Source organism: Streptomyces niphimycinicus, from assembly GCF_018883605.1.
In the GTDB taxonomy this organism is placed as follows: Bacteria; Actinomycetota; Actinomycetes; order Streptomycetales; family Streptomycetaceae; genus Streptomyces; species Streptomyces niphimycinicus.
The window spans coordinates 1-17893 of record NZ_JAHLEM010000491.1; the positions used below are offsets into that span (position 1 = coordinate 1).

General features: G+C 69.9%; 19 protein-coding genes and 1 pseudogene. 10 read left to right on the forward strand and 10 right to left on the reverse strand.

The features are described from left to right. The 3 genes from KN815_RS33860 to uvrB all read right to left on the reverse strand — a co-directional run. On the reverse strand, positions 1 to 603 hold a 603-nt coding region (locus KN815_RS33860), incomplete at its 3' end, for a TerD family protein (protein ID WP_216345672.1). Between the two features lie 172 nt (positions 604 to 775). Next, positions 776 to 1354, reverse strand: coding sequence for a TerD family protein (locus KN815_RS33865; protein WP_216345673.1), 579 nt, complete (start codon positions 1352 to 1354; stop codon positions 776 to 778). A gap of 195 nt (positions 1355 to 1549) precedes the next feature. Beyond that, positions 1550 to 3688 (reverse strand): excinuclease ABC subunit UvrB, encoded by a 2139-nt coding sequence (gene uvrB / locus KN815_RS33870; protein ID WP_216345674.1) that lies wholly within the window; start codon positions 3686 to 3688, stop codon positions 1550 to 1552. A 215-nt stretch (positions 3689 to 3903) separates the two neighbouring features. On the opposite strand from uvrB, the gene KN815_RS33875 reads away from it, so the two are divergent. The 4 genes from KN815_RS33875 (at position 3904) to KN815_RS33890 (ending at position 7188) form a co-directional block, all read left to right on the forward strand. Beyond that, the gene (locus KN815_RS33875; RefSeq protein ID WP_216345675.1) at positions 3904 to 4788 is read left to right on the forward strand and encodes a glycerophosphodiester phosphodiesterase; all 885 of its coding nucleotides are present in this window, start codon (positions 3904 to 3906) and stop codon (positions 4786 to 4788) included. Positions 4789 to 4864: 76 nt separating this feature from the next. Continuing rightward, complete coding sequence (locus KN815_RS33880) at positions 4865 to 5500, forward strand: methylated-DNA--[protein]-cysteine S-methyltransferase (protein WP_372458553.1); 636 nt, start codon at positions 4865 to 4867, stop codon at positions 5498 to 5500. Between the two features lie 344 nt (positions 5501 to 5844). Then, entirely contained in the window at positions 5845 to 6498 is a 654-nt protein-coding gene (locus tag KN815_RS33885; protein ID WP_216345676.1) for a DUF4360 domain-containing protein, read from the forward strand. Positions 6499 to 6528: 30 nt separating this feature from the next. Continuing rightward, complete coding sequence (locus KN815_RS33890) at positions 6529 to 7188, forward strand: DUF4360 domain-containing protein (protein ID WP_216345677.1); 660 nt, start codon at positions 6529 to 6531, stop codon at positions 7186 to 7188. A gap of 57 nt (positions 7189 to 7245) precedes the next feature. Here the strand turns inward: KN815_RS33890 and KN815_RS33895 are convergent, their stop codons facing one another. Then, positions 7246 to 7893: a nucleoside/nucleotide kinase family protein gene (locus KN815_RS33895; protein WP_216345678.1), complete on the reverse strand. Its 648-nt coding sequence runs from the start codon at positions 7891 to 7893 to the stop codon at positions 7246 to 7248. 102 nt (positions 7894 to 7995) lie between these two features. Here KN815_RS33895 and KN815_RS33900 point away from each other — a divergent pair, with 102 nt between their 5' ends. Then, entirely contained in the window at positions 7996 to 8538 is a 543-nt protein-coding gene (locus tag KN815_RS33900) for a DUF1697 domain-containing protein (RefSeq protein ID WP_216345679.1), read from the forward strand. Positions 8539 to 8627: 89 nt separating this feature from the next. Here KN815_RS33900 and KN815_RS33905 read toward each other — a convergent pair whose 3' ends face one another. After that, positions 8628 to 9134 (reverse strand): type II toxin-antitoxin system PemK/MazF family toxin, encoded by a 507-nt coding sequence (locus tag KN815_RS33905; protein WP_253209407.1) that lies wholly within the window; start codon positions 9132 to 9134, stop codon positions 8628 to 8630. A gap of 64 nt (positions 9135 to 9198) precedes the next feature. On the opposite strand from KN815_RS33905, the gene KN815_RS33910 reads away from it, so the two are divergent. Further along, positions 9199 to 10428 carry an FUSC family protein gene (locus KN815_RS33910; RefSeq protein ID WP_372458554.1) on the forward strand — a complete coding sequence of 410 codons (1230 nt, stop codon included), beginning with the start codon at positions 9199 to 9201 and terminating at the stop codon, positions 10426 to 10428. 30 nt (positions 10429 to 10458) lie between these two features. On the opposite strand, the gene KN815_RS33915 is transcribed toward KN815_RS33910, so the two are convergent. Continuing rightward, complete coding sequence (locus tag KN815_RS33915; RefSeq protein WP_216345681.1) at positions 10459 to 11667, reverse strand: ADP-ribosylglycohydrolase family protein; 1209 nt, start codon at positions 11665 to 11667, stop codon at positions 10459 to 10461. A 156-nt stretch (positions 11668 to 11823) separates the two neighbouring features. Here KN815_RS33915 and KN815_RS33920 point away from each other — a divergent pair, with 156 nt between their 5' ends. Both KN815_RS33920 and KN815_RS33925 read left to right on the forward strand, forming a co-directional pair. After that, positions 11824 to 12129: a DUF6343 family protein gene (locus KN815_RS33920; protein ID WP_216345682.1), complete on the forward strand. Its 306-nt coding sequence runs from the start codon at positions 11824 to 11826 to the stop codon at positions 12127 to 12129. Between the two features lie 183 nt (positions 12130 to 12312). Continuing rightward, complete coding sequence (locus tag KN815_RS33925; RefSeq protein WP_216345683.1) at positions 12313 to 12519, forward strand: hypothetical protein; 207 nt, start codon at positions 12313 to 12315, stop codon at positions 12517 to 12519. Between the two features lie 126 nt (positions 12520 to 12645). Here KN815_RS33925 and KN815_RS33930 read toward each other — a convergent pair whose 3' ends face one another. The 3 genes from KN815_RS33930 to KN815_RS33940 all read right to left on the reverse strand — a co-directional run bounded on the left by KN815_RS33930 (position 12646) and on the right by KN815_RS33940 (position 14804). Next, positions 12646 to 13014, reverse strand: a complete 369-nt coding sequence (locus KN815_RS33930; RefSeq protein WP_216345684.1) for a tetratricopeptide repeat protein — start codon at positions 13012 to 13014, stop codon at positions 12646 to 12648. Positions 13015 to 13212: 198 nt separating this feature from the next. Then, positions 13213 to 13821 (reverse strand): dephospho-CoA kinase, encoded by a 609-nt coding sequence (coaE, locus tag KN815_RS33935; RefSeq protein ID WP_216345685.1) that lies wholly within the window; start codon positions 13819 to 13821, stop codon positions 13213 to 13215. Positions 13822 to 13859: 38 nt separating this feature from the next. After that, positions 13860 to 14804, reverse strand: a complete 945-nt coding sequence (locus KN815_RS33940) for a PAC2 family protein (protein ID WP_208518998.1) — start codon at positions 14802 to 14804, stop codon at positions 13860 to 13862. A gap of 286 nt (positions 14805 to 15090) precedes the next feature. Between KN815_RS33940 and KN815_RS33945 the strand changes: the two genes are divergently transcribed. Next, a complete protein-coding gene (locus KN815_RS33945) occupies positions 15091 to 15552 on the forward strand; it encodes a right-handed parallel beta-helix repeat-containing protein (protein ID WP_216345686.1) in 462 nt (153 codons plus the stop codon). A 60-nt stretch (positions 15553 to 15612) separates the two neighbouring features. Here the strand turns inward: KN815_RS33945 and rpsA are convergent, their stop codons facing one another. Next, positions 15613 to 17121: a 30S ribosomal protein S1 gene (rpsA, locus tag KN815_RS33950; RefSeq protein WP_093460957.1), complete on the reverse strand. Its 1509-nt coding sequence runs from the start codon at positions 17119 to 17121 to the stop codon at positions 15613 to 15615. Positions 17122 to 17489: 368 nt separating this feature from the next. Here rpsA and KN815_RS33955 point away from each other — a divergent pair. Further along, positions 17490 to 17893 (forward strand): annotated as a pseudogene (locus KN815_RS33955) (SAM-dependent methyltransferase); the annotation flags it as partial.

The following is a 17893-nucleotide window of genomic DNA, read 5'->3' on the forward strand; positions in this document are numbered from 1 at the left end:
CACCCGGCCGTCGCCCTCGGCGCGGGGCGGGGGCTGGGCGACCGAGCGGGCCATGCCCCGCGCCACCGCCTCGTTGATCCGCCCCGCGAGGTCCGTGGCCTCCGCCAGCCCCTGGTCGTGCAGCATGGCGGCCAGCCCTCCCGCGTACCCCTGGCCGACGGCGCGCACCTTCCAGGCGCCCTGCCTGCGGTAGAGCTCCAGGGCGGTCACCGCGGACTCCGAGTCCAGATCGGTGAGGGTGTAACTGGCGATCTCGGTGCCGTCGAGGCCGGTGACGGCGACGAACGGCGCGGCCATGACGCCGAACCGGGCCGGGCCGCCGACGCCGACCGGCAGCGCGAGCAGCACGGTGACCCGGTGGACATGGTCGGGCATCGCGTCGAGGTCGACGGCGAGCCGGTGGTCGGCCGCCGCCTGTTTGGGCACCTCTATCCCGGCCAGTTGGGGCGAGGCGGGGTGCGCGACCCATTCCGCGCCGTGCACCGTGCCCCGCTCATCGCCGAGTGTCGCCCCGGCCACGATCGGATTGCCCGCAGAGATCCGGATCTCCAAACGGGTCTGGGGCAGGGGGTGGTTCTGCCCTCGGACCAGCTCGGCCGTCATGGCTGCGTCCCCTCGTTGTATTCCGCTGATGCCATAGGTGTGCGGTGAGCGCGTCGGCCCGGCGAGCTGTGCTCCACCGGGCCGACGCGTTCATCCGGGCGGTTCGCCTCCGGGGCGGATCCGCTGGTTGTTCTTGTCTCCACCGCTCGTCCGGGCGGCGGAGACGGGCGTTTTACAGATGCGGCACGATATGCGGCATCAGGTCCTGGAAGGTGCGCCCGTTGGCCGGCTCGCCGACCGCCTTCATCTGCCAGGCGCCGCCCGCGCGCTGGACCGTGGCCATGATCTGGGCGGTGTACTGCCCGCCACCGGTGAGGGTGTAACGGGCGAGCTCCTGGCCGTTGGTCTCGTCCACCAGCCGGCAGAACGCGTTCTGCACCTCGGCGAAGGTCTGGCCGGTGAAGGAGTTCACCGTGAAGACGATCTGGTCGATATGGACGGGCACCCGCTGTAGATCGACCAGGATCGCCTCGTCGTCGCCGCCCTGTCCGGCACCGCCCACGAGATTGTCACCGGTGTGGCGGACCGAGCCGTCATCGCTGACCAGGTGGCGGAAGAAGACCACATCGGTCGGCTGCTTGTCGGCGAAGAGGACGGCCGACGCATCGAGGTCGATCTCCCTCGTACGGGAGCCGAACAGCCCGCGGCGGGGCGCCGCCTGCCAGCCCAGCCCCATCCGCACCGCGGTCAGGGCGCCCCCGTCGGCCTTCTCCAGGCTGATGGCCTGCCCCTTGGACATGTTGACCGTCACGCGCTGTCCCTACTCTCGTCTCTCGATTCCCCGTGGCCGCCGCGGGTGTGCGGCCGTGGCCGCGCCGTATGCACGGCCCTTCGAAAACCCTATGCACTGCCGCCAGGGCTCCGGCCGGACGAGCGGGCTTTTGTGTCGGTCTTGCAACACAGCGAAGCTGCGGGCGCCCCGGCGCGGGCCCGGGGCGCCCGGCCGTCAGGAGACTCCCGCCTCCCTCATCTGCCGCAGCTCCTTCTTCAACTCCGACACCTCGTCGCGCAGTCGTGCCGCCACCTCGAACTGGAGCTCCGCCGCCGCGGCCCGCATGCGGTCGGTCATCTCCTCGATCTGCTCGGCGAGCTCGGCCGCGGGCCGGTCGGTGAGCACCTCTTCCTTGGCCTTGCCCTTGGCGGCCTTGCCGCCCTTGGCCGCCTTGCCGCCGGCCGTCGGCACGGGGGTCTTCGCGTCCTTGCCGTCCTTCATCTTGCGGTAGCCGGTGCCGAGCAACTGCTCGGTGTCGACGTCCTCGCGGGCGATCTGGGCCACGATGTCGTTGATCTTCTTGCGCAGCGGCTGCGGATCGATCTTGTTCGCCTTGTTGTACGCGATCTGCTTGTCGCGGCGGCGATTGGTCTCGTCGATGGCCTTCGCCATCGCCGGGGTGACCTTGTCGGCGTACATATGCACCTGGCCCGACACGTTACGAGCGGCCCGGCCGATGGTCTGGATCAGCGAGGTGCCCGAGCGCAGGAAGCCCTCCTTGTCGGCATCGAGGATGGCGACCAGGGAGACCTCCGGAAGGTCGAGGCCCTCCCGCAGCAGGTTGATGCCCACCAGCACGTCGAACTCACCGGCGCGCAGCTCGCGCAGCAGCTCGACCCGGCGCAGGGTGTCCACATCGCTGTGCAGATAGCGCACCTGGATGCCGAGCTCGAGCATGTAGTCGGTCAGGTCCTCGGCCATCTTCTTGGTGAGGGTGGTGACCAGGACGCGCTCGTCCTTCTCGGTGCGGGTGCGGATCTCATGGATGAGATCGTCGATCTGGCCCTCGGTCGGCTTGACGACGACCTCGGGGTCGATCAGGCCGGTCGGGCGGATGATCTGCTCCACGAAGCCATCGCCCCGGGAGAGCTCGAACGGGCCCGGGGTCGCGGAGAGATAGACCGTCTGGCCGACGCGCTTCAAGAACTCCTCCCACTTCAGCGGGCGGTTGTCGAGCGCGGAGGGCAGCCGGAAGCCGTGCTCGATCAGGGTCCGCTTACGGGAGGCGTCGCCCTCGTACATCGCGCCGATCTGCGGCACCGTGACATGCGACTCGTCGATGACCAGGAGGAAGTCCTCCGGGAAGTAGTCCAGCAGGGTGTGCGGCGGGGAGCCGGACTCACGGCCGTCGATATGCAGCGAGTAGTTCTCGATGCCCGAGCAGGTGCCGATCTGGCGCATCATCTCGATGTCGTAGGTGGTGCGCATCCGCAGCCGCTGGGCCTCCAGCAGCTTGCCCTGCTTCTCCAGCCGGGCCAGGGTCTCCGTGAGCTCGGCCTCGATCCCGGCGATGGCCTTCTCCATGCGCTCGGGCCCGGCCACATAGTGGCTGGCCGGGAAGACATACAGCTCCCGGTCCTCGCTGATCACCTCGCCGGTGAGCGGGTGGAGCGTGGAGAGCGCCTCGATCTCGTCGCCGAACATCTCGATACGGACCGCGAGCTCCTCGTAGACCGGGAAGATCTCGATGGTGTCGCCGCGGACCCGGAAGGTGCCCCGGGTGAACGCCATGTCGTTGCGAGCGTACTGAATATCGACAAAGCGACGCAGCAACTGATCGCGGTCGATCTCCTCGCCGACCTTGAGCGGCACCATGCGGTCCACGTACTCCTGCGGCGTACCGAGGCCGTAGATACAGGAGACGGATGCCACCACGACCACGTCACGCCGGGTGAGCAGCGAATTCGTCGCCGAGTGGCGCAGCCGCTCCACCTCCTCGTTGATCGAGGAGTCCTTCTCGATATAGGTGTCCGACTGCGGGACGTACGCCTCGGGCTGGTAGTAGTCGTAGTACGAGACGAAGTACTCGACCGCGTTGTTCGGCAGCAGCTCGCGGAACTCGTTGGCGAGCTGGGCGGCCAGCGTCTTGTTCGGAGCCATGACCAGCGTGGGCCGCTGAAGCTTCTCGATCATCCATGCGGTGGTCGCGGACTTGCCGGTGCCGGTCGCGCCGAGCAGTACGACATCCTTCTCACCCCCGCGGACGCGCCGCTCGAGGTCGGCGATGGCGGTGGGCTGGTCACCGCTGGGCTGATAGGGGCTGACGACCTCGAAGGGCGCCACCTTGCGTTCGAGCTGAGTTACGGGCCGCATGAGACCAACCGTACGACTCGCCACTGACAACGGCGGGCCGTATCCCATGCGCGGCCCGCTCCCGGCCCGCTGGCCGGATTCATATGATCATGCGCCTGATGTCGCCCGTGACACGAATTTTCCGTCCATCCGATATCTATCCCCCGCTACCGCGCATCTGGGACCCTCTGCCCGTCCATGAGTCGGACGAGAGTCAGACGACGCGAGGAGTCCGTATGCAGATCCGCCCGGCAGCCGCGTTAACCGGCGCGCTCATCGGGATGTCCGCGCTCTTCCTCCCCACGGCCACGGCGACGGCCCAGGCCACCGGGCAGACCCACCACCACACGGTCACCGTGGCCCATCGCGGCGCCTCCGCGTACGCCCCCGAGAACACCCTGGCCGCCGTCGACGCCGCCGACGACCTGGGCATCGACTGGGTGGAGAACGACGTCCAGCGCACCAGGGACGGCGAGCTGATCGTGATGCACGACACCACGCTGAGCCGGACCACCGATGTCGAGCAGGTCTTCCCGGACCGGGCGCCCTGGAACATCTCCGACTTCACCCTCGACGAGATCGAGAAGCTGGACGCCGGAAGCTGGTTCGGCGCCGAGTTCCAGGGCGAGACGGTGCCGACCCTGGAGGAGTACATGGACCGGGTTTCGGACAATCACCAAAAGCTCCTGCTGGAGCTCAAGGCTCCTGAGCTCTATCCGGGGATCGAACGCCAGACACTGCGGGAGCTGCGCGCAGAGGGCTGGCTGGACCACCGGCACAAGCGCCGGCTGATCATCCAGAGCTTCAGCGCCGACTCCGTGCGGTCGGTCCACCGGCTGCGGCCGGACGTCAAAACCGGCTTCCTGGGCACCCCGGCCGTCGCCGACCTGCCGGAGTACGCCGAGTTCTCCGACCAGATCAACCCCAGCTACAAGACCATCGACGCCGGCTATGTGGCCGCGGTGCGGGCGGTGGACGGGGCGCACGGCAAGCCGCTGGAGGTCTACACCTGGACCGTCAACGACGGCCCGTCGGCGGTCTCGGTCGCGGGCATGGGCGTGAACGGCATCATCACCAACAAGCCGGATGTGATCCGGGACGCCCTCGACGACGCCTCGTGACCCACGGCTCCCCGGACGAGGCGCCCCGCCGGTCGGCCGGCGGGGCGCTGTCGGTGGTGGGTTCTACGCTGAAGGCGTGACGATCGCAGAGCGGCAGACACAGCGGGACCCGCACGAGGGGCCGGAGCGGCGGGACGCGCTCGCCTGGGCCTGGGCGGTCCCGGCCACGCCCATCGGCCCGCTGCTGCTCGCCGCCACGGACGAGGGGCTGGTCCAGGTGGTCTTCCACGCGGCGGAGAAGACGGCGGCCGAGGCCGTCTCCAGGCTCACGCGCCGCCTGGGCGCCGAGCCCACGCCCGCGGCCTCCGCTGCCTCCGGCACCGCGGCCGCCCCGGCGGCGCCTCGCTGCGCCGAGCAGCTCGCCGAGGCGATCCGGCAGGTGGAGAGCTATTTCGCCGAGGACACCAAGGCGTTCACCCTCTCCCTGGACTGGTCCCTGACCACCGGCTTCAACCGCCGGGTGCTGCGTGAGCTGGCCGCCCATGTTCCCTACGGCACGGTCGTCGGCTATCAGGACCTCGCCGACCGGGTGGGCGAGCCGGGTGCGGCCCGCGCCGTCGGCGTGGCCATGGGCAGCAATCCGCTGCCGGTCGTGGTGCCCTGCCACCGGGTGGTCGAGAGCGACGGCGGCATCGGCGGCTTCGGCGGCGGGCTGGAGACCAAGCGCTCCCTGCTGGCACTGGAAGGCGTCCTTCCGCAACCGCTCTTCTGAATCATTCTTCCCGGCCGGGACGGAAATATCTTGTTCCGGAATTCCTCGGCCGTCTTGTGGCGCTTGCCTATCACCCCTATCTTAAGAGCGCCCATCGCCCTGGCATTCCGTCACCCGCCGGGCATGGGGCTCTCATTGCGTTCGGCCGTACGAACCGTACCGCGCGATAACGCTCTTCCCCGCACTTCTGCTCTTCCGCGCATCTGCTCTTCCCCGTTCCACTGATCTTCCGCTCCACCCGCTCCCGCGGCTCCCCCTGCCCTACCTCCGCACGCCCTGTTCTTCCCGCTCCTTGGAAATTCACCGCTCAACTACGTCCCCACAAGTGATCGAATTGGAGAGCCATGTCCGGTGTTCTGCTCGCGGGCGGCGCGGCCGCGGCGCTATTCGCCTCGGCCCTTTCCACCCAAGGTGTTTCCTCGGCTCCTGATGGACCGCCGGAAAAGATCCAGATAAGCGTCAAGACGGTGAACGGCTCGGGCTGCCCCAAGGGCACCGCCGCCGTGGCCGCCGCCGCCGACAACTCGGCCTTCACCGTGACCTACAGCGACTATCTCGCCCAGGTGGGCCCCGACGCGGATCCGACCGACATCCGTAAGAACTGCCAGCTCAGCCTCGGCGTGCATGTGCCGCAGGGATTCACGTACGCCATCGCCCAGGTCGACTACCGGGGTTATGGCTACCTCGAAAAGGGCGCCAAGGGCATCGAGAAGGCGAGCTACTACTTCCAGGGCTCGGCGGACACCGCGTCCCGGACCCATGAATTCAGCGGTCCGTACAACGACAACTGGCAGACCACCGACAGCACCGACTACAGCGCCCTGGTGTGGGCCCCCTGCGGCCAGGACCGCAACTTCAACGTCAACACCGAGCTGCGGGTCAGCGCCGGTACCTCCGCCGCGGGCAGCACCAGCTTCATGGCCATGGACTCGACGGACGGCGGCGTCAGCACTATTTACCACCTCGCCTGGAAGGAATGCCCCGCCGCCGTCCAGTAGCACGGTAAATCCACCATCGAATGGAGAATCATGCCCGGTGTTCTGTACGCAGGCGGCGTGGTCGCGGCGTTATTCGCCTCGACGCTCACTTCCCAGGCATATGCCCAACCCCCGTTCGACACCGTGCCACCCGACAAGATCGTGATCACGGTCGCGACCGTGAATGGATCGGGCTGCCCGGCGGGCACCGCGGCGATCGCCGTGTCCCCCGACAACACGGCCTTCACCGTGACCTACAGCGAGTATCTCGCCCAGGTGGGCAAGGGAGCCAAGCCGACGGACTTCAGAAAGAACTGTCAGCTCAGTCTGGTCATGCATGTGCCACAGGGCTTCTCCTACGCCATCGCCAGCGTCGACTACCGTGGTTTCGCCCATCTGGAAAAGGGCGCGTCCGCCACGCAGAAAGCCTCGTACTACTTCCAGGGGCAGTCGCAGACCTCGTCCAACACACATGACTTCGCCGGTTCCTACGACGACAACTGGCAGGTCACCGACACGGCCGATATCGCGACCGTGGTGTGGTCGCCCTGCGGTGAACTCCGCAACTTCAACATCAACACCGAGTTGCGGGCCAACGCCGGAACGTCCGACACCAAGGAAACGACCAGCTTCATCGCGATGGACTCGACCGACGGCGATGTGAGCACCACCTATCACTTCGCCTGGAAGGAATGCCCGGCCAAGAAGTGACCTTCCGCGCACCGCCCCGGACATGATGTCCCGCACACCGCCCCGAGACGTATCCGGTTACGGCTCGGGGCGGTGCCAGGCCGGATGCCGGGGGTCGTCCATCCGCACCACCACATCCGCCGTCTCGCCTGGCCCCACCTCGTCCTCGTAGCGCGCGAAGGCGGGCAGGGTCCAGTGGTCGTCCTCCGCCGTGCGGCGGGCGAGGGCGGCCGGGGACAGCCGCAGATGCACCGACAGATCGAACGGGAACCAGTGGCCCAGCAGCAGAGCGCCGTGCAGCAGCAGCACCCCGCCCCGCGGAAGTTCGGCGTACGGGCTGCGGGTGGCCCGGTCGGTCACCGGATCCCACAGGTCGGGCAGCACCCGCCCGGTGCCGCCCGCCCCCGGGTCCAGCGGATCGAAGACCTCGCGCCACAGGGCACCGATGTCCAGCCAGCGGTCGTAGTACGCGTCGGGGTCCCGCTTCCCGTACTCGTAGCGCAGCGAGGCGGGCCGCCAGAACCCCGCCGACCCGACCACCAGCACCGGACGCCCCCGGATCCGCAGCGCCTCCGACAGATCCCGCGCCAGCTCGGCGGTGGGCGCCGCCGGAGCCCCGTCCACGGCCACCCTCAGCCAGGGGCCGCCGTCCGCCGCCGTCAGCCCGGCGATGCGGTCGGCGGTCGCGTCGGTCAGCCGTTCCCAGGTGATCGCTTCGAGCCGCACGCCCCCATCATGCCGTGGGCCCCGGAGCGTGGGCCGCGGGGGCCCGGAGCATGGGCCGCGGGGGCACGCCCGCGCGGCTCGGCGAGAGGTACTCTCCGAGCCATGGCATTTCAGATAGCGCTGCTCCGCGCCATCAATGTGGGCGGGAACAGGAAGTTCCCCATGGCCCGGCAGCGTGAGCTGATGGCCGAGCTGGGCTTCGAGGACGTCACCGTCCACCTCCAGACCGGCAATATCGTCTTCGCCGACCCCGGCACCCCGCCCGAGCGGACGGCCCGCACCCTCGAGGACGGCTTCGCCGCCGACCTCGGCTTTCCCGTGCCCGTCATGGTCCGTACGCGCGACGAGCTGGCCGCGGCGATCGAGGCCAACCCCTATCCGGAGGCCGCAGCCGAGCCCAAGACCCTGCATGTGGTCTTCCTGGCGGACGTGCCCACGGACCCGGCCGCGCTGGACGCGCTGGATCCGGCCGCCTACGCCCCGGAGGAGTTCCGCCTCATCGGCCGCGAGATCTTCCTGCGCTGCCCGGCCGGCGTCGGCCGCTCCAAGCTGGCCGCGAAGGTCACCAACGCCCGGCTGGGCGTGCCGGCCACCGCCCGCAACTGGAACACGGTCACCAAGCTGCTGGCGCTGGCCGACGCCTGAGACGTCTCCCCGGCGAGAGGCACGTCCCTCAACCTCGAGAAACGTCCCCTCGCCCCCGAGGCACGCCCCTCAATCCGGAGGCACGCCCCTCAATCCCGAGGTGCGTCCCCCAGCGTGAGCCCTGTTGTGCTCCAGCCGTATCGCTGCCGCAGCCGCATCGCGACCAGGTCGAAGCGCGGCCGGTCGAGTGCGCACGCCTCGCGCCGCATCCCGTCCGGGTGCACCCGCAGCACCCGGTCCACATCGACCCAGGAGTCCCGCCCGGCCCGGTCCCAGGGCCCGGAGCCGATCGGCACCCATTCGCGGTCGGCGTCATGCCGCTTGCTCGACAGTTGCACGGCGAGCAGCGTCCCGCCCCGCTCCCGCGCGACCACCAGCACCGGCCGGTCCTTGCCGCGGCCGTCGTTCTCCTCGTACGGCACCCATGTCCAGACGATCTCCCCGGGGTCCGGGTCCCCGTCCGGATCGGGTGCGTACTCCGTCCGTACCCGCCCGACCTGGCGCGGATGAGCCTCGACGGTGGCGGCGGGACCGGTGCTTCCGGGAAGCGCCGCGCCGTCCTCCGTCCCCTGCGTTCCGTTGAATGGCCTGATCACGCGCGACACGTTAACCCGTACGCGGCGGCCGATGACATGGCGGCCCCCTCCGTGTGGAAGGGGCATGTACGTGCCTGATGTTCCCGACCCGGTGGCAGAGTTCGTCAAACGGCGCCACGACCCGGTGGTCGTCCAGACAGTGCGTTCCACGGCGGCCGCGACCATCGCGTACGTCGTCGCCCTCGAACTCAGCAAGGAACCCGCTCCGCTCACCGCTCCGCTGACCGCCCTCCTCGTCGTCCAGGTCACCCTCTACGCGACCCTCACCCGGAGCCTGCGCAGGGTCGAGGCCGTGGTCGTGGGCGTCCTGATCGCCGTCGCCTTCAGCGTGCTGGTGGGGCTGACCTGGTGGAGTCTGTGTCTGATCATCCTCGCCGCCCAGACCGCCGGTTACCTCACGCGGGTGGGCGACTGGGTCCAGGAGGTGGCAATCAGCGCCATGCTGGTCCTCGGGGTGGCGCAGGTGACCACCTACGCCTGGGACCGGGTGCTGGAGACCCTCATCGGGGCCGGTGTCGGGATGGCCTTCAACTTCTTCCTCGCCCCTCCGGTGTGGGTCGAGACGGCCGGCAAGTCCATCGAGGACCTGGCCCGCCGGATGCGTCAGCTCATGCTGCACATCGGCCAGGAGCTGGGCAGCCAGATCGCCGTCGACCGCGCCGCCGCCCGTCTCTACGAGGCCCGGCGGCTCGATCACGACATCACGCAGGTGGACGCCGCACTCCGCCAGGCGGAGGACAGTGTGCGGCTCAACCCCCGCGTCAAGGAGGGCCTCCTCTACCGCGTGGTGCTCCGCACCGGCCTGGACACGCTGGAGATCTGCACCGTCATTCTGCGTGTCATGTCCCGGACCCTGACCGACCTCGCCAAGGCGCGGACGGAGGAGCCCCTCTTCCCCCCGGAGGTGGCGGAGGCCCTCAAGGACCTCTTCGTCCATCTCGCCGCCGCCGTCGAGAGCTTCGCCGTCCTGGTCACCACGCAGATCAGCGCCAACGCCGAAGAAGCCGAATCGCGTCTCGCCAGCGAGCTGGTGAAGGCCCACGCCGGCCGCGACCGCGGCGCCGACCTCCTGCTGCGCCGCGTCCAGGAACATCCTCGCCAGTGGCAGCTCCACGGTGCCCTGCTCGCGGAGATCGACCGGATCCTCGACGAACTCGACATGGAGCAGCGCTCCAAGCGCCTCATGGAAGAGCTCGACCGCAGCACCCGCGAGAAGCGCGAGCGTCTTCTCTTTCTCCACAAGATCCGGCGCTGGATCCGGCGCGACCGTAAGGACGGCTCCACGGCTGTCTGAGCGGGATCCGGGCGGCGTCTCGCGCGCGGGCTAGCCGAGCGGGTAGCGGTCGCGGGGGAAGACCACGTCGTCGTAGGGCTCGTACAGCTCCACGGAGCGGTGGAACTCGGAGGCGAAGTCGTCGGCGAGTTCGGCGATCGTGCCGCGGCCCTCGGTCCGGGCCAGCCAGGACGGGGGAAGGCGGAGGTCGCCGTGGTGGGCGCCGAGGAGGTTGCCGCAGATCGAGCCCGTCGAGTCGCTGTCGCCGGAGTGGTTGACGGAGAGCAGCAGGGCCGCCTGGACGGGGGTGCGCGGGGGCGCCGGATCGTAGCCGATCTTGCCGCCGGGGCCGTAGCGGATCTGCTGGGCGGGGGTACGGGCCAGGGCGCTGTAGACCGCGATGGCCAGCGCCTCCTCGGCGACCCAGCCGCCGCCGAGCGATTCGGCCTTCTCGGCGGTCGGATCGCCGTCGGCCGCGAGGTCGACAGCCTTACGGAGGGCGGCGGTGGTCTCCTCGTGGCGGGGGTAGCGGGCGAGGAGTTCCAGGACCCGCAGGGTCGCGCCCTCGAGGGACTCGCCGTCGAGCAGGCACGCGATCATGGCGGCCAGGGCACCGGCCGCGTAGGAGCCGGTCGGATGGCCATGGGTGATCGTGGCGCAGCGGGCGGCGAGTTCGAAGCAGTCGCGGGGGTCGAGCCCGGTGAGGCCGAACGGCGCCGAGCGCATCACGGTGCCGCAGCCCTTGGAGCCGGGGTTCACCGGGCCGGGGGTGCCGTCCAGGGGCGCCCGCGGGGCGGGGACATGCTCCTTGGTGAGGCCGGAGAGGCAGGCGTTACCGGGGGCGCGGCGGGCGTACAGCCAGGGCTGGGTGCGCAGCCAGCCGGTGCGGACCAGGTCGCCGGTGCCCTCGGCGGGCGGCGGCCCGGGGTGGTTCTGGGTGTCCAGCCAGCGCAGATAGGCATGGCGGACGACGGCGGTCTCGGACCCCGCGATGCCCTTGGACGAGGATCTGGCGTGGGCCCGTATCAGGCCCTCCGCCGTGAAGAGCGTCATCTGGGTGTCATCGGTGACCCGGCCCACGACTCCGCTGCCATCCGGGACGAGGGTGGTGATGCCCGTGCCGCCATAGGTCTCGCGGATCGACCGCAGGGAGAGGAACTCGATCGGATTGCCGAGCGCGTCCCCGATCGCCCCGCCCAGCAGGCAGCCGCGGATACGGGCCCGCTTGGCGGCCGATTCGTCCCATGACTGGCGGATCACTGGCAGCTCCTCATCGTCCTGGTCCCATGCCGTCCCGTGTGGATGCGCACGCCATGATCTCAGGTGTCGGGGGGCGCCCCTCGGCGGTAGATTCGAGAAAGTCATAAAGCGGAGGAAAATAGAAGAAGACTGCCGAAAACGGGAGATCCAATGCCCATGCCGACGCGGTTGATCCGAACGGGCGACGAACCGGTCCACGCGCGCAGCCCACTGCGGATGCGGCTGGGGCTGGCCACCTGGGGGCTGCTCTGGACGCTCGGCGGCACGGTGGCCTTCGCGGTGGCGGGCCGGCCGGGATGGGCGGCCGCGTGTGGGGCGCTCGCCGTCGTCACCCTGGTCGATCTGGTCCTGGTCATCCGGCACATCCGGCAGGGGCCGCACTATCAGCCCGGCCCGGATGTGCCGCCGTACGCACCGCTCGGTGAGCGCGGGCGGAGCCGCGGACAGCGCCGGACGCCGTAAGGCGTGCACGGGGTGGCGGCCGTAAGCCATGCATGGCGTGAACGGCGTGGACGCCTTGAAAAGCGGACGCCGTAAGGCGTGCACGGCGCTCCGGGGGTGACGGGATATCGACGGCCGGGAGCCCCGCATTCCGGGAGATACTGCCGAGTACCTGCTGAGTACCTGCCGCCACAGGGGGCCGTCATGGGGGTGCTGGCGATCGGCATCGCGCTCTGTGCGCTCGGGCTGATGCTCTCCGGAACCGGAGAGCCGCATGGGCGGCAGCGGGCGCGGCCGGGACGGGAGGCCGACCCGTACGACCTCGTCCGGCAGCGCGGAGTGGCGCTGGGGCTCGGCGGGGTGGTGCTGCTGGGGGCGGTGGTCCTCGGCGGGTTCGCCCTCTGGCGCTGACCGGTGGCCCGGCCGGGCCGGCGCACAGCGGCCCGCTATGGGCCGCCGTGTACGCACCGGCGGATGGGGCGGAGTCCGGGCCCGGCAAGCGCCGCGGCCCGGCCCGCGCCCCGTCTGTCCGGCCCCTCAGTCCCGCTCGCCGAACCGGGCCGCCTCGACGAAGTCCGGGCGCGGATCGAGCGCCGCGGCCAGCCGGAAGTGGCGGGTGGCCTCGGCCGAGCGGTTGGCCCGCTCCAGAGTGCGGGCCAGGGCGAAGTGGGCGAACGCGTTGTCCGGCTCGCGCTCCAGGACGAGCTGGAACTCCAGCTCCGCCGAGCGCAACTGCGCCGCCAGGAAGAACGCGCGCGCCCGCAGCAGCCGGGCCGCCGTGTTCTCGGGGTGGGAGCTGATGACGGAGTCGAGCAGCTTCACGGCGCCCCGTGGATCTCGGGCGGCGAGCAGTTGCTCGGCGGCGCGGTAGTCGATGACGTGGGTCTCGGGCGTGGGCTCGGGCACAGCCGTTTCCTTCCCCGGGTACGTGCTCGGTGATGAGGCGGTGGATCGGGTGGGGGGGATGGGATGAACTGTCATGGTTGATCGTTCGCTACGAGATCCACAACAATCACCCCGCACGGCGCATTCCCCGCGACGGGCGCGCGCACGCTCCGCGCCGCGCCCCGGCTCAGCCCCGCGCGCTCCGCGCCACGCCCCCGCTCAGCCCTCCGCGCCGGCCGCCCGCTTCACCAGATCGGCCCAGACCTTGGAGATCTGCGGCTCCAGCGCCTCGATCGGGCCATTGTTGTCGATCACGACATCGGCGATCGCCAGCCGGTCGGCTCGGGTCGCCTGTGCCGCCATCCGGGCCCGCGCCTCGCCCTCGGCCATGCCGCGCAGCCGTACCAGCCGGTCGAGCTGGGTCTCGGGCGTGGCGTCCACGACCATCACCAGGTCGTAGAGCGGGGCCAGCCTGTTCTCGGCCAGGAGTGGGACGTCATGGACCACGACCGCGTCGGGGGCGGCCGCCGCCTGGAGCTCGGCGGAGCGGTCCCGGACCAGCGGGTGGACGATCGCGTTCAGCGCGCTCAGCCGCTCCGGGTCGTTGAAGACGATCCCGCCGAGTTTGGGCCGGTCGAGATGGCCGTCCGCGGTCAGCACCTCGGGGCCGAACTCGGTGACGACGGCGGCCAGTCCAGGCGTTCCCGGCTCGACCACCTCGCGAGCGATCCGATCCGAGTCGATCAGCACCGCTCCCAGTGAGGTCAGGATCCGTGAGACCTCGCTCTTGCCCGCGCCGATTCCGCCCGTGAGCCCCAGCTTCAGCATGGGGCCCACGCTATACGGCGCACCGGCCGGGCCCTCGCTCAGGCTCCACCCTCGCCCTCCCGCTCGGCCAGGAACCGCTCGAACTCCGCGGCCAGTTCGTCCGCCGAGGGCAGCTCGGCAGGCTCCGCGACCAGATTGCCGCGGCTCTCGGCCCCGGCCACCGCGTCGTATTGGTGCTCAAGGCCCCGTACGAGCGCGACCAGCTCCTCGTCCCCCTCGGAGATCTGCCGCTCGATCTCCTCCTGTGTCTTGAGGGCGTCGTTGCGCAGGGCGTGCGTGGGCCCCGGCAGGACCAGTCCGGTGGCCGCGGTGATGGCCTCCAGCGCGGTGAGCGCCGCGTCCGGATAGGCCGACCGGGCCAGATAGTGCGGCACATGCGCGGCGACGCCGAGCACATCGCGGCCCGCCTCGGCGAGCCGGTACTCGATCAGGGATTCGGCACTGCCGGGCACTTGGGCCTCGTCGAAGAAGCCGCGATGACCCGGTGTCAGATCGATACGGTTGCCATGCGGGGTGATGCCGACCGGCCGGGTGTGCGGCACGCCCATCGGGATGCCGTGGAAGTTCACCGCGAGCCGTACGTTCAGCCGCTCGACCATCTGGCGCACGGCCGCCGCGAACCGCTCCCACTCCACGTCCGGCTCCGGCCCGGCGAGCAGCAGGAACGGGGCCGCGGTCGCGTCGCGCACCAGATACAGCTCGAGCTTCGGGGTCTCGTACGCGGTCCAGCGGTCGCGCTGGAAGGTGAGCAGCGGCCGCCGGGCCCGGTAGTCGACCAGCCGGTCATGGTCGAAGCGCGCGACGACCTTGCGTGGCAGTCCGTCGAGCAGCCGCTCGACGATCTGGTCCCCCGTCTCTCCGGCGTCGATATAGCCGTCGAAGTGGTACAGCAGCACCAGCCCGGCCGAGTCCCGCGAGGCTATCGCGTCGACCTCCGCCAGCCCGCTCGGTTCCCATGCGTACAACTCCTGCGGATCTTGCACTGTGACCGCTCCTCCTTGTGTCCGTTCCGAAGAACACCGGACGAGGGCGGGGGCATTCCCCGAGCGGGGCCGCGATGGCCCGGCGGCCGTGAACCGCGGTGCGGAGGAGCCCATTTGGGCCAACGTCAGCGGCCCGAACTCGACGTCGGCGCACTTCGCGGGGTTGACGCGCATATGCGGCACGCCTATCTTCGCCAGCCGTCAGCGGTTCATCATGTCATCCGGCGTTCACTGACCAGAACCCAGCGTGTTCACCTCTGGCCACGGCACAGGAAGGCAGCCTCCTATGCACTCCCCCGGCCGCACTCCCACCCGATTACGCACCTTCGTCACCGCCTCCGCCGCCGGGCTGGTCGCCGCCGGCGGACTGATCGCGGCCGGTACGACCGCGCGGGAGGCCCCCGCCGCGACCGCCGTCCCGATCTCCGTGAACGACACGGACGGGCTCCGGGAGGCCCTCGCCGGGGCCCGGCCCGGCGATACGATCCGGCTCGCCGACGGCAGGTACCGGGGCGGCTTCGAGATCACCACCTCCGGCACCTCCGGCTCGCGGATCACCCTTACCGGCTCGTCGAAGGCGGTCCTCACCGCGAGCGGCGGCTATGGGCTGCGGCTGAACGGCGCCTCGTACTGGACCGTCAGGGGGATCACGGTCCGTGGCGGCCGGGAGGGCATCAGGATCGACGCCGCCCGGAGCGTGACCGTGGACTCCGTTTCGGTCAGTGTGCGGCGACCCGGGCATGCGTAAGGCCCGCTCCCCTGGGGAGCGGGCCTTACCCATTAGCTGGTGCCGACTAGCGGCCGGTGATCAGCTCTGGCCGCCGGCCAGCTTCTCGCGAAGCGCGGCCAGCGCCTCGTCCGAGGCCAGGGCGCCGGAGTTGTCGGCCGACTCCGAGGAGTACGAACCGCCGCCACCGGAAGCCTGCCCGCCGGGCGCCGGAGCGGCGCCGCTGCCCGCCTCGGCAGCGGCCTGCTCGTCGGCCTCGCGGGACTTGATGACCTGCGCCTGGTGCTGCTCGAAGCGCTGCTGCGCCTCGGCGTACTGGGTCTCCCACGCCTCCCGCTGGGTCTCGAAGCCCTCGAGCCAGTCGTTGGTCTCGGGGTCGAAGCCCTCGGGGTAGATGTAGTTCCCCTGGTCGTCGTAGGACGCGGCCATGCCGTACAGGGTCGGGTCGAACTCGACCACGGACGGGTCGGCACCGAACGCCTCGTTGGCCTGCTTCAGCGAGAGGCTGATGCGGCGGCGCTCGAGGTCGATGTCGATGACCTTGACGAAGATCTCGTCGTTGACCTGGACGACCTGCTCCGGGATCTCCACGTGGCGCTCGGCCAGCTCGGAGATGTGGACCAGGCCCTCGATGCCCTCGTCCACGCGGACGAACGCACCGAACGGAACGAGCTTGGTGACCTTACCCGGGACGACCTGACCGATCTGGTGGGTCCGGGCGAACTGCTGCCACGGGTCTTCCTGGGTCGCCTTGAGCGACAGGGAGACGCGCTCGCGGTCCATGTCGACGTCCAGGACCTCGACCGTGACCTCCTGGCCGACCTCGACAACCTCGGAGGGGTGGTCGATGTGCTTCCAGGACAGCTCCGAGACGTGGACGAGACCGTCGACGCCGCCGAGGTCCACGAACGCGCCGAAGTTGACGATGGAGGAGACGACGCCGGAGCGCACCTGGCCCTTCTGGAGGGTGGTGAGGAAGGTCTGGCGGACCTCGCTCTGGGTCTGCTCCAGCCAGGCGCGGCGGGACAGGACCACGTTGTTGCGGTTCTTGTCGAGCTCGATGATCTTCGCCTCGAGCTCCTTGCCCACGTAGGGCTGGAGGTCGCGAACGCGGCGCATCTCCACCAGGGAGGCGGGGAGGAAGCCACGGAGGCCGATGTCGAGGATGAGACCACCCTTGACGACCTCGATGACGGTACCGGTGACGATCCCGTCCTCTTCCTTGATCTTCTCGATGGTGCCCCAAGCGCGCTCGTACTGGGCGCGCTTCTTCGAGAGGATCAGCCGGCCTTCCTTGTCCTCCTTCTGGAGGACGAGGGCCTCGATCTCATCGCCGACGGCGACGACCTCATTGGGGTCGACGTCGTGCTTGATCGACAGTTCGCGGGAGGGGATGACGCCTTCGGTCTTGTAACCAATGTCGAGCAGGACCTCGTCCCGGTCGACCTTCACGATGACGCCGTCGACGATGTCGCCGTCGTTGAAGTACTTGATCGTCTCGTCGATCGCGGCGAGGAAGGCTTCCTCGGAACCGATGTCGTTTACCGCCACCTGCGGGGTGGTGCGGGTTGCCTCGGTGCTGCTCGTCATGTGGAAAAGGGCTCCGGTACGGACATGAAGTCGTAGGTACTGCTACGCCGGGGGCCCTTATCGCACTGCCGAAGCCGGACAGCCTAGGAGGCACCGAATCTTTCCGATTCCGAATGATCGAAAAGCCCATGCACCTCGACAACCGAGGGGACATACAACAGATGCGAGTGCGGCCTGCTCGGTCCGAGGCGCACAGGCCCGCAGCGCAACTTGTAGCATACGGGGGCAGCCGGGCATGGTCAATGCACGAAGAGCACACGTGGGGATTAACTCCCCGAACCCGGCAAATTGCATGGTCCGTACTGCGACGCGGTCTTCACCGTGCCCCGCAGCCACAGGTCGATACAGAGAGTACGACGACGCGCGCGATGGTCCAAGAACACGAGCCCAGCACCGCTGCGGAGACGGCCGAGCCGACGGCCACCCGCCGGATCGCGGGCGAGGCGGAGAGCAGCCGGGCCAGCCGGGGGTGGTGGGACCGCAACGCGGACGAGTACCAGGAGGAACACGGCGCCTTCCTGGGCGACGACCGGTTCATCTGGGGCCCGGAGGGGCTGGACGAGGCGCAGGCCGGGCTGCTGGGCCCGGTGAAGGCGCTCAAGGGGCGCGATGTGCTGGAGGTGGGCGCGGGCGCCGCACAGTGCGCCCGCTGGCTGGCCGCCCAGGGGGCGCGGCCGGTGGCGCTGGACCTCTCCCACCGGCAGTTGCGGCACGCGCGGCGGATCGACACGGAGGCCGCCGCCGGGGGCGGCGAGGGGACGGGCGACGGGGC

What these genes read in the sequence shown, in the direction of transcription:
- KN815_RS33925 (WP_216345683.1), top strand. Translation starts at nt 12,313, where the DNA reads ATGGGGGTGCTGGCGATCGGCATCGCGCTCTGTGCGCTCGGGCTGATG.
- KN815_RS33920 (WP_216345682.1), top strand. Translation starts at nt 11,824, where the DNA reads ATGCCGACGCGGTTGATCCGAACGGGCGACGAACCGGTCCACGCGCGC.
- KN815_RS33875 (WP_216345675.1), top strand. Translation starts at nt 3,904, where the DNA reads ATGCAGATCCGCCCGGCAGCCGCGTTAACCGGCGCGCTCATCGGGATG.
- uvrB (WP_216345674.1), bottom strand. Translation starts at nt 3,688, where the DNA reads ATGCGGCCCGTAACTCAGCTCGAACGCAAGGTGGCGCCCTTCGAGGTC.
- KN815_RS33890 (WP_216345677.1), top strand. Translation starts at nt 6,529, where the DNA reads ATGCCCGGTGTTCTGTACGCAGGCGGCGTGGTCGCGGCGTTATTCGCC.
- coaE (WP_216345685.1), bottom strand. Translation starts at nt 13,821, where the DNA reads ATGCTGAAGCTGGGGCTCACGGGCGGAATCGGCGCGGGCAAGAGCGAG.
- KN815_RS33945 (WP_216345686.1), top strand. Translation starts at nt 15,091, where the DNA reads ATGCACTCCCCCGGCCGCACTCCCACCCGATTACGCACCTTCGTCACC.
- KN815_RS33910 (WP_372458554.1), top strand. Translation starts at nt 9,199, where the DNA reads ATGTACGTGCCTGATGTTCCCGACCCGGTGGCAGAGTTCGTCAAACGG.
- rpsA (WP_093460957.1), bottom strand. Translation starts at nt 17,121, where the DNA reads ATGACGAGCAGCACCGAGGCAACCCGCACCACCCCGCAGGTGGCGGTA.
- KN815_RS33885 (WP_216345676.1), top strand. Translation starts at nt 5,845, where the DNA reads ATGTCCGGTGTTCTGCTCGCGGGCGGCGCGGCCGCGGCGCTATTCGCC.
- KN815_RS33900 (WP_216345679.1), top strand. Translation starts at nt 7,996, where the DNA reads ATGGCATTTCAGATAGCGCTGCTCCGCGCCATCAATGTGGGCGGGAAC.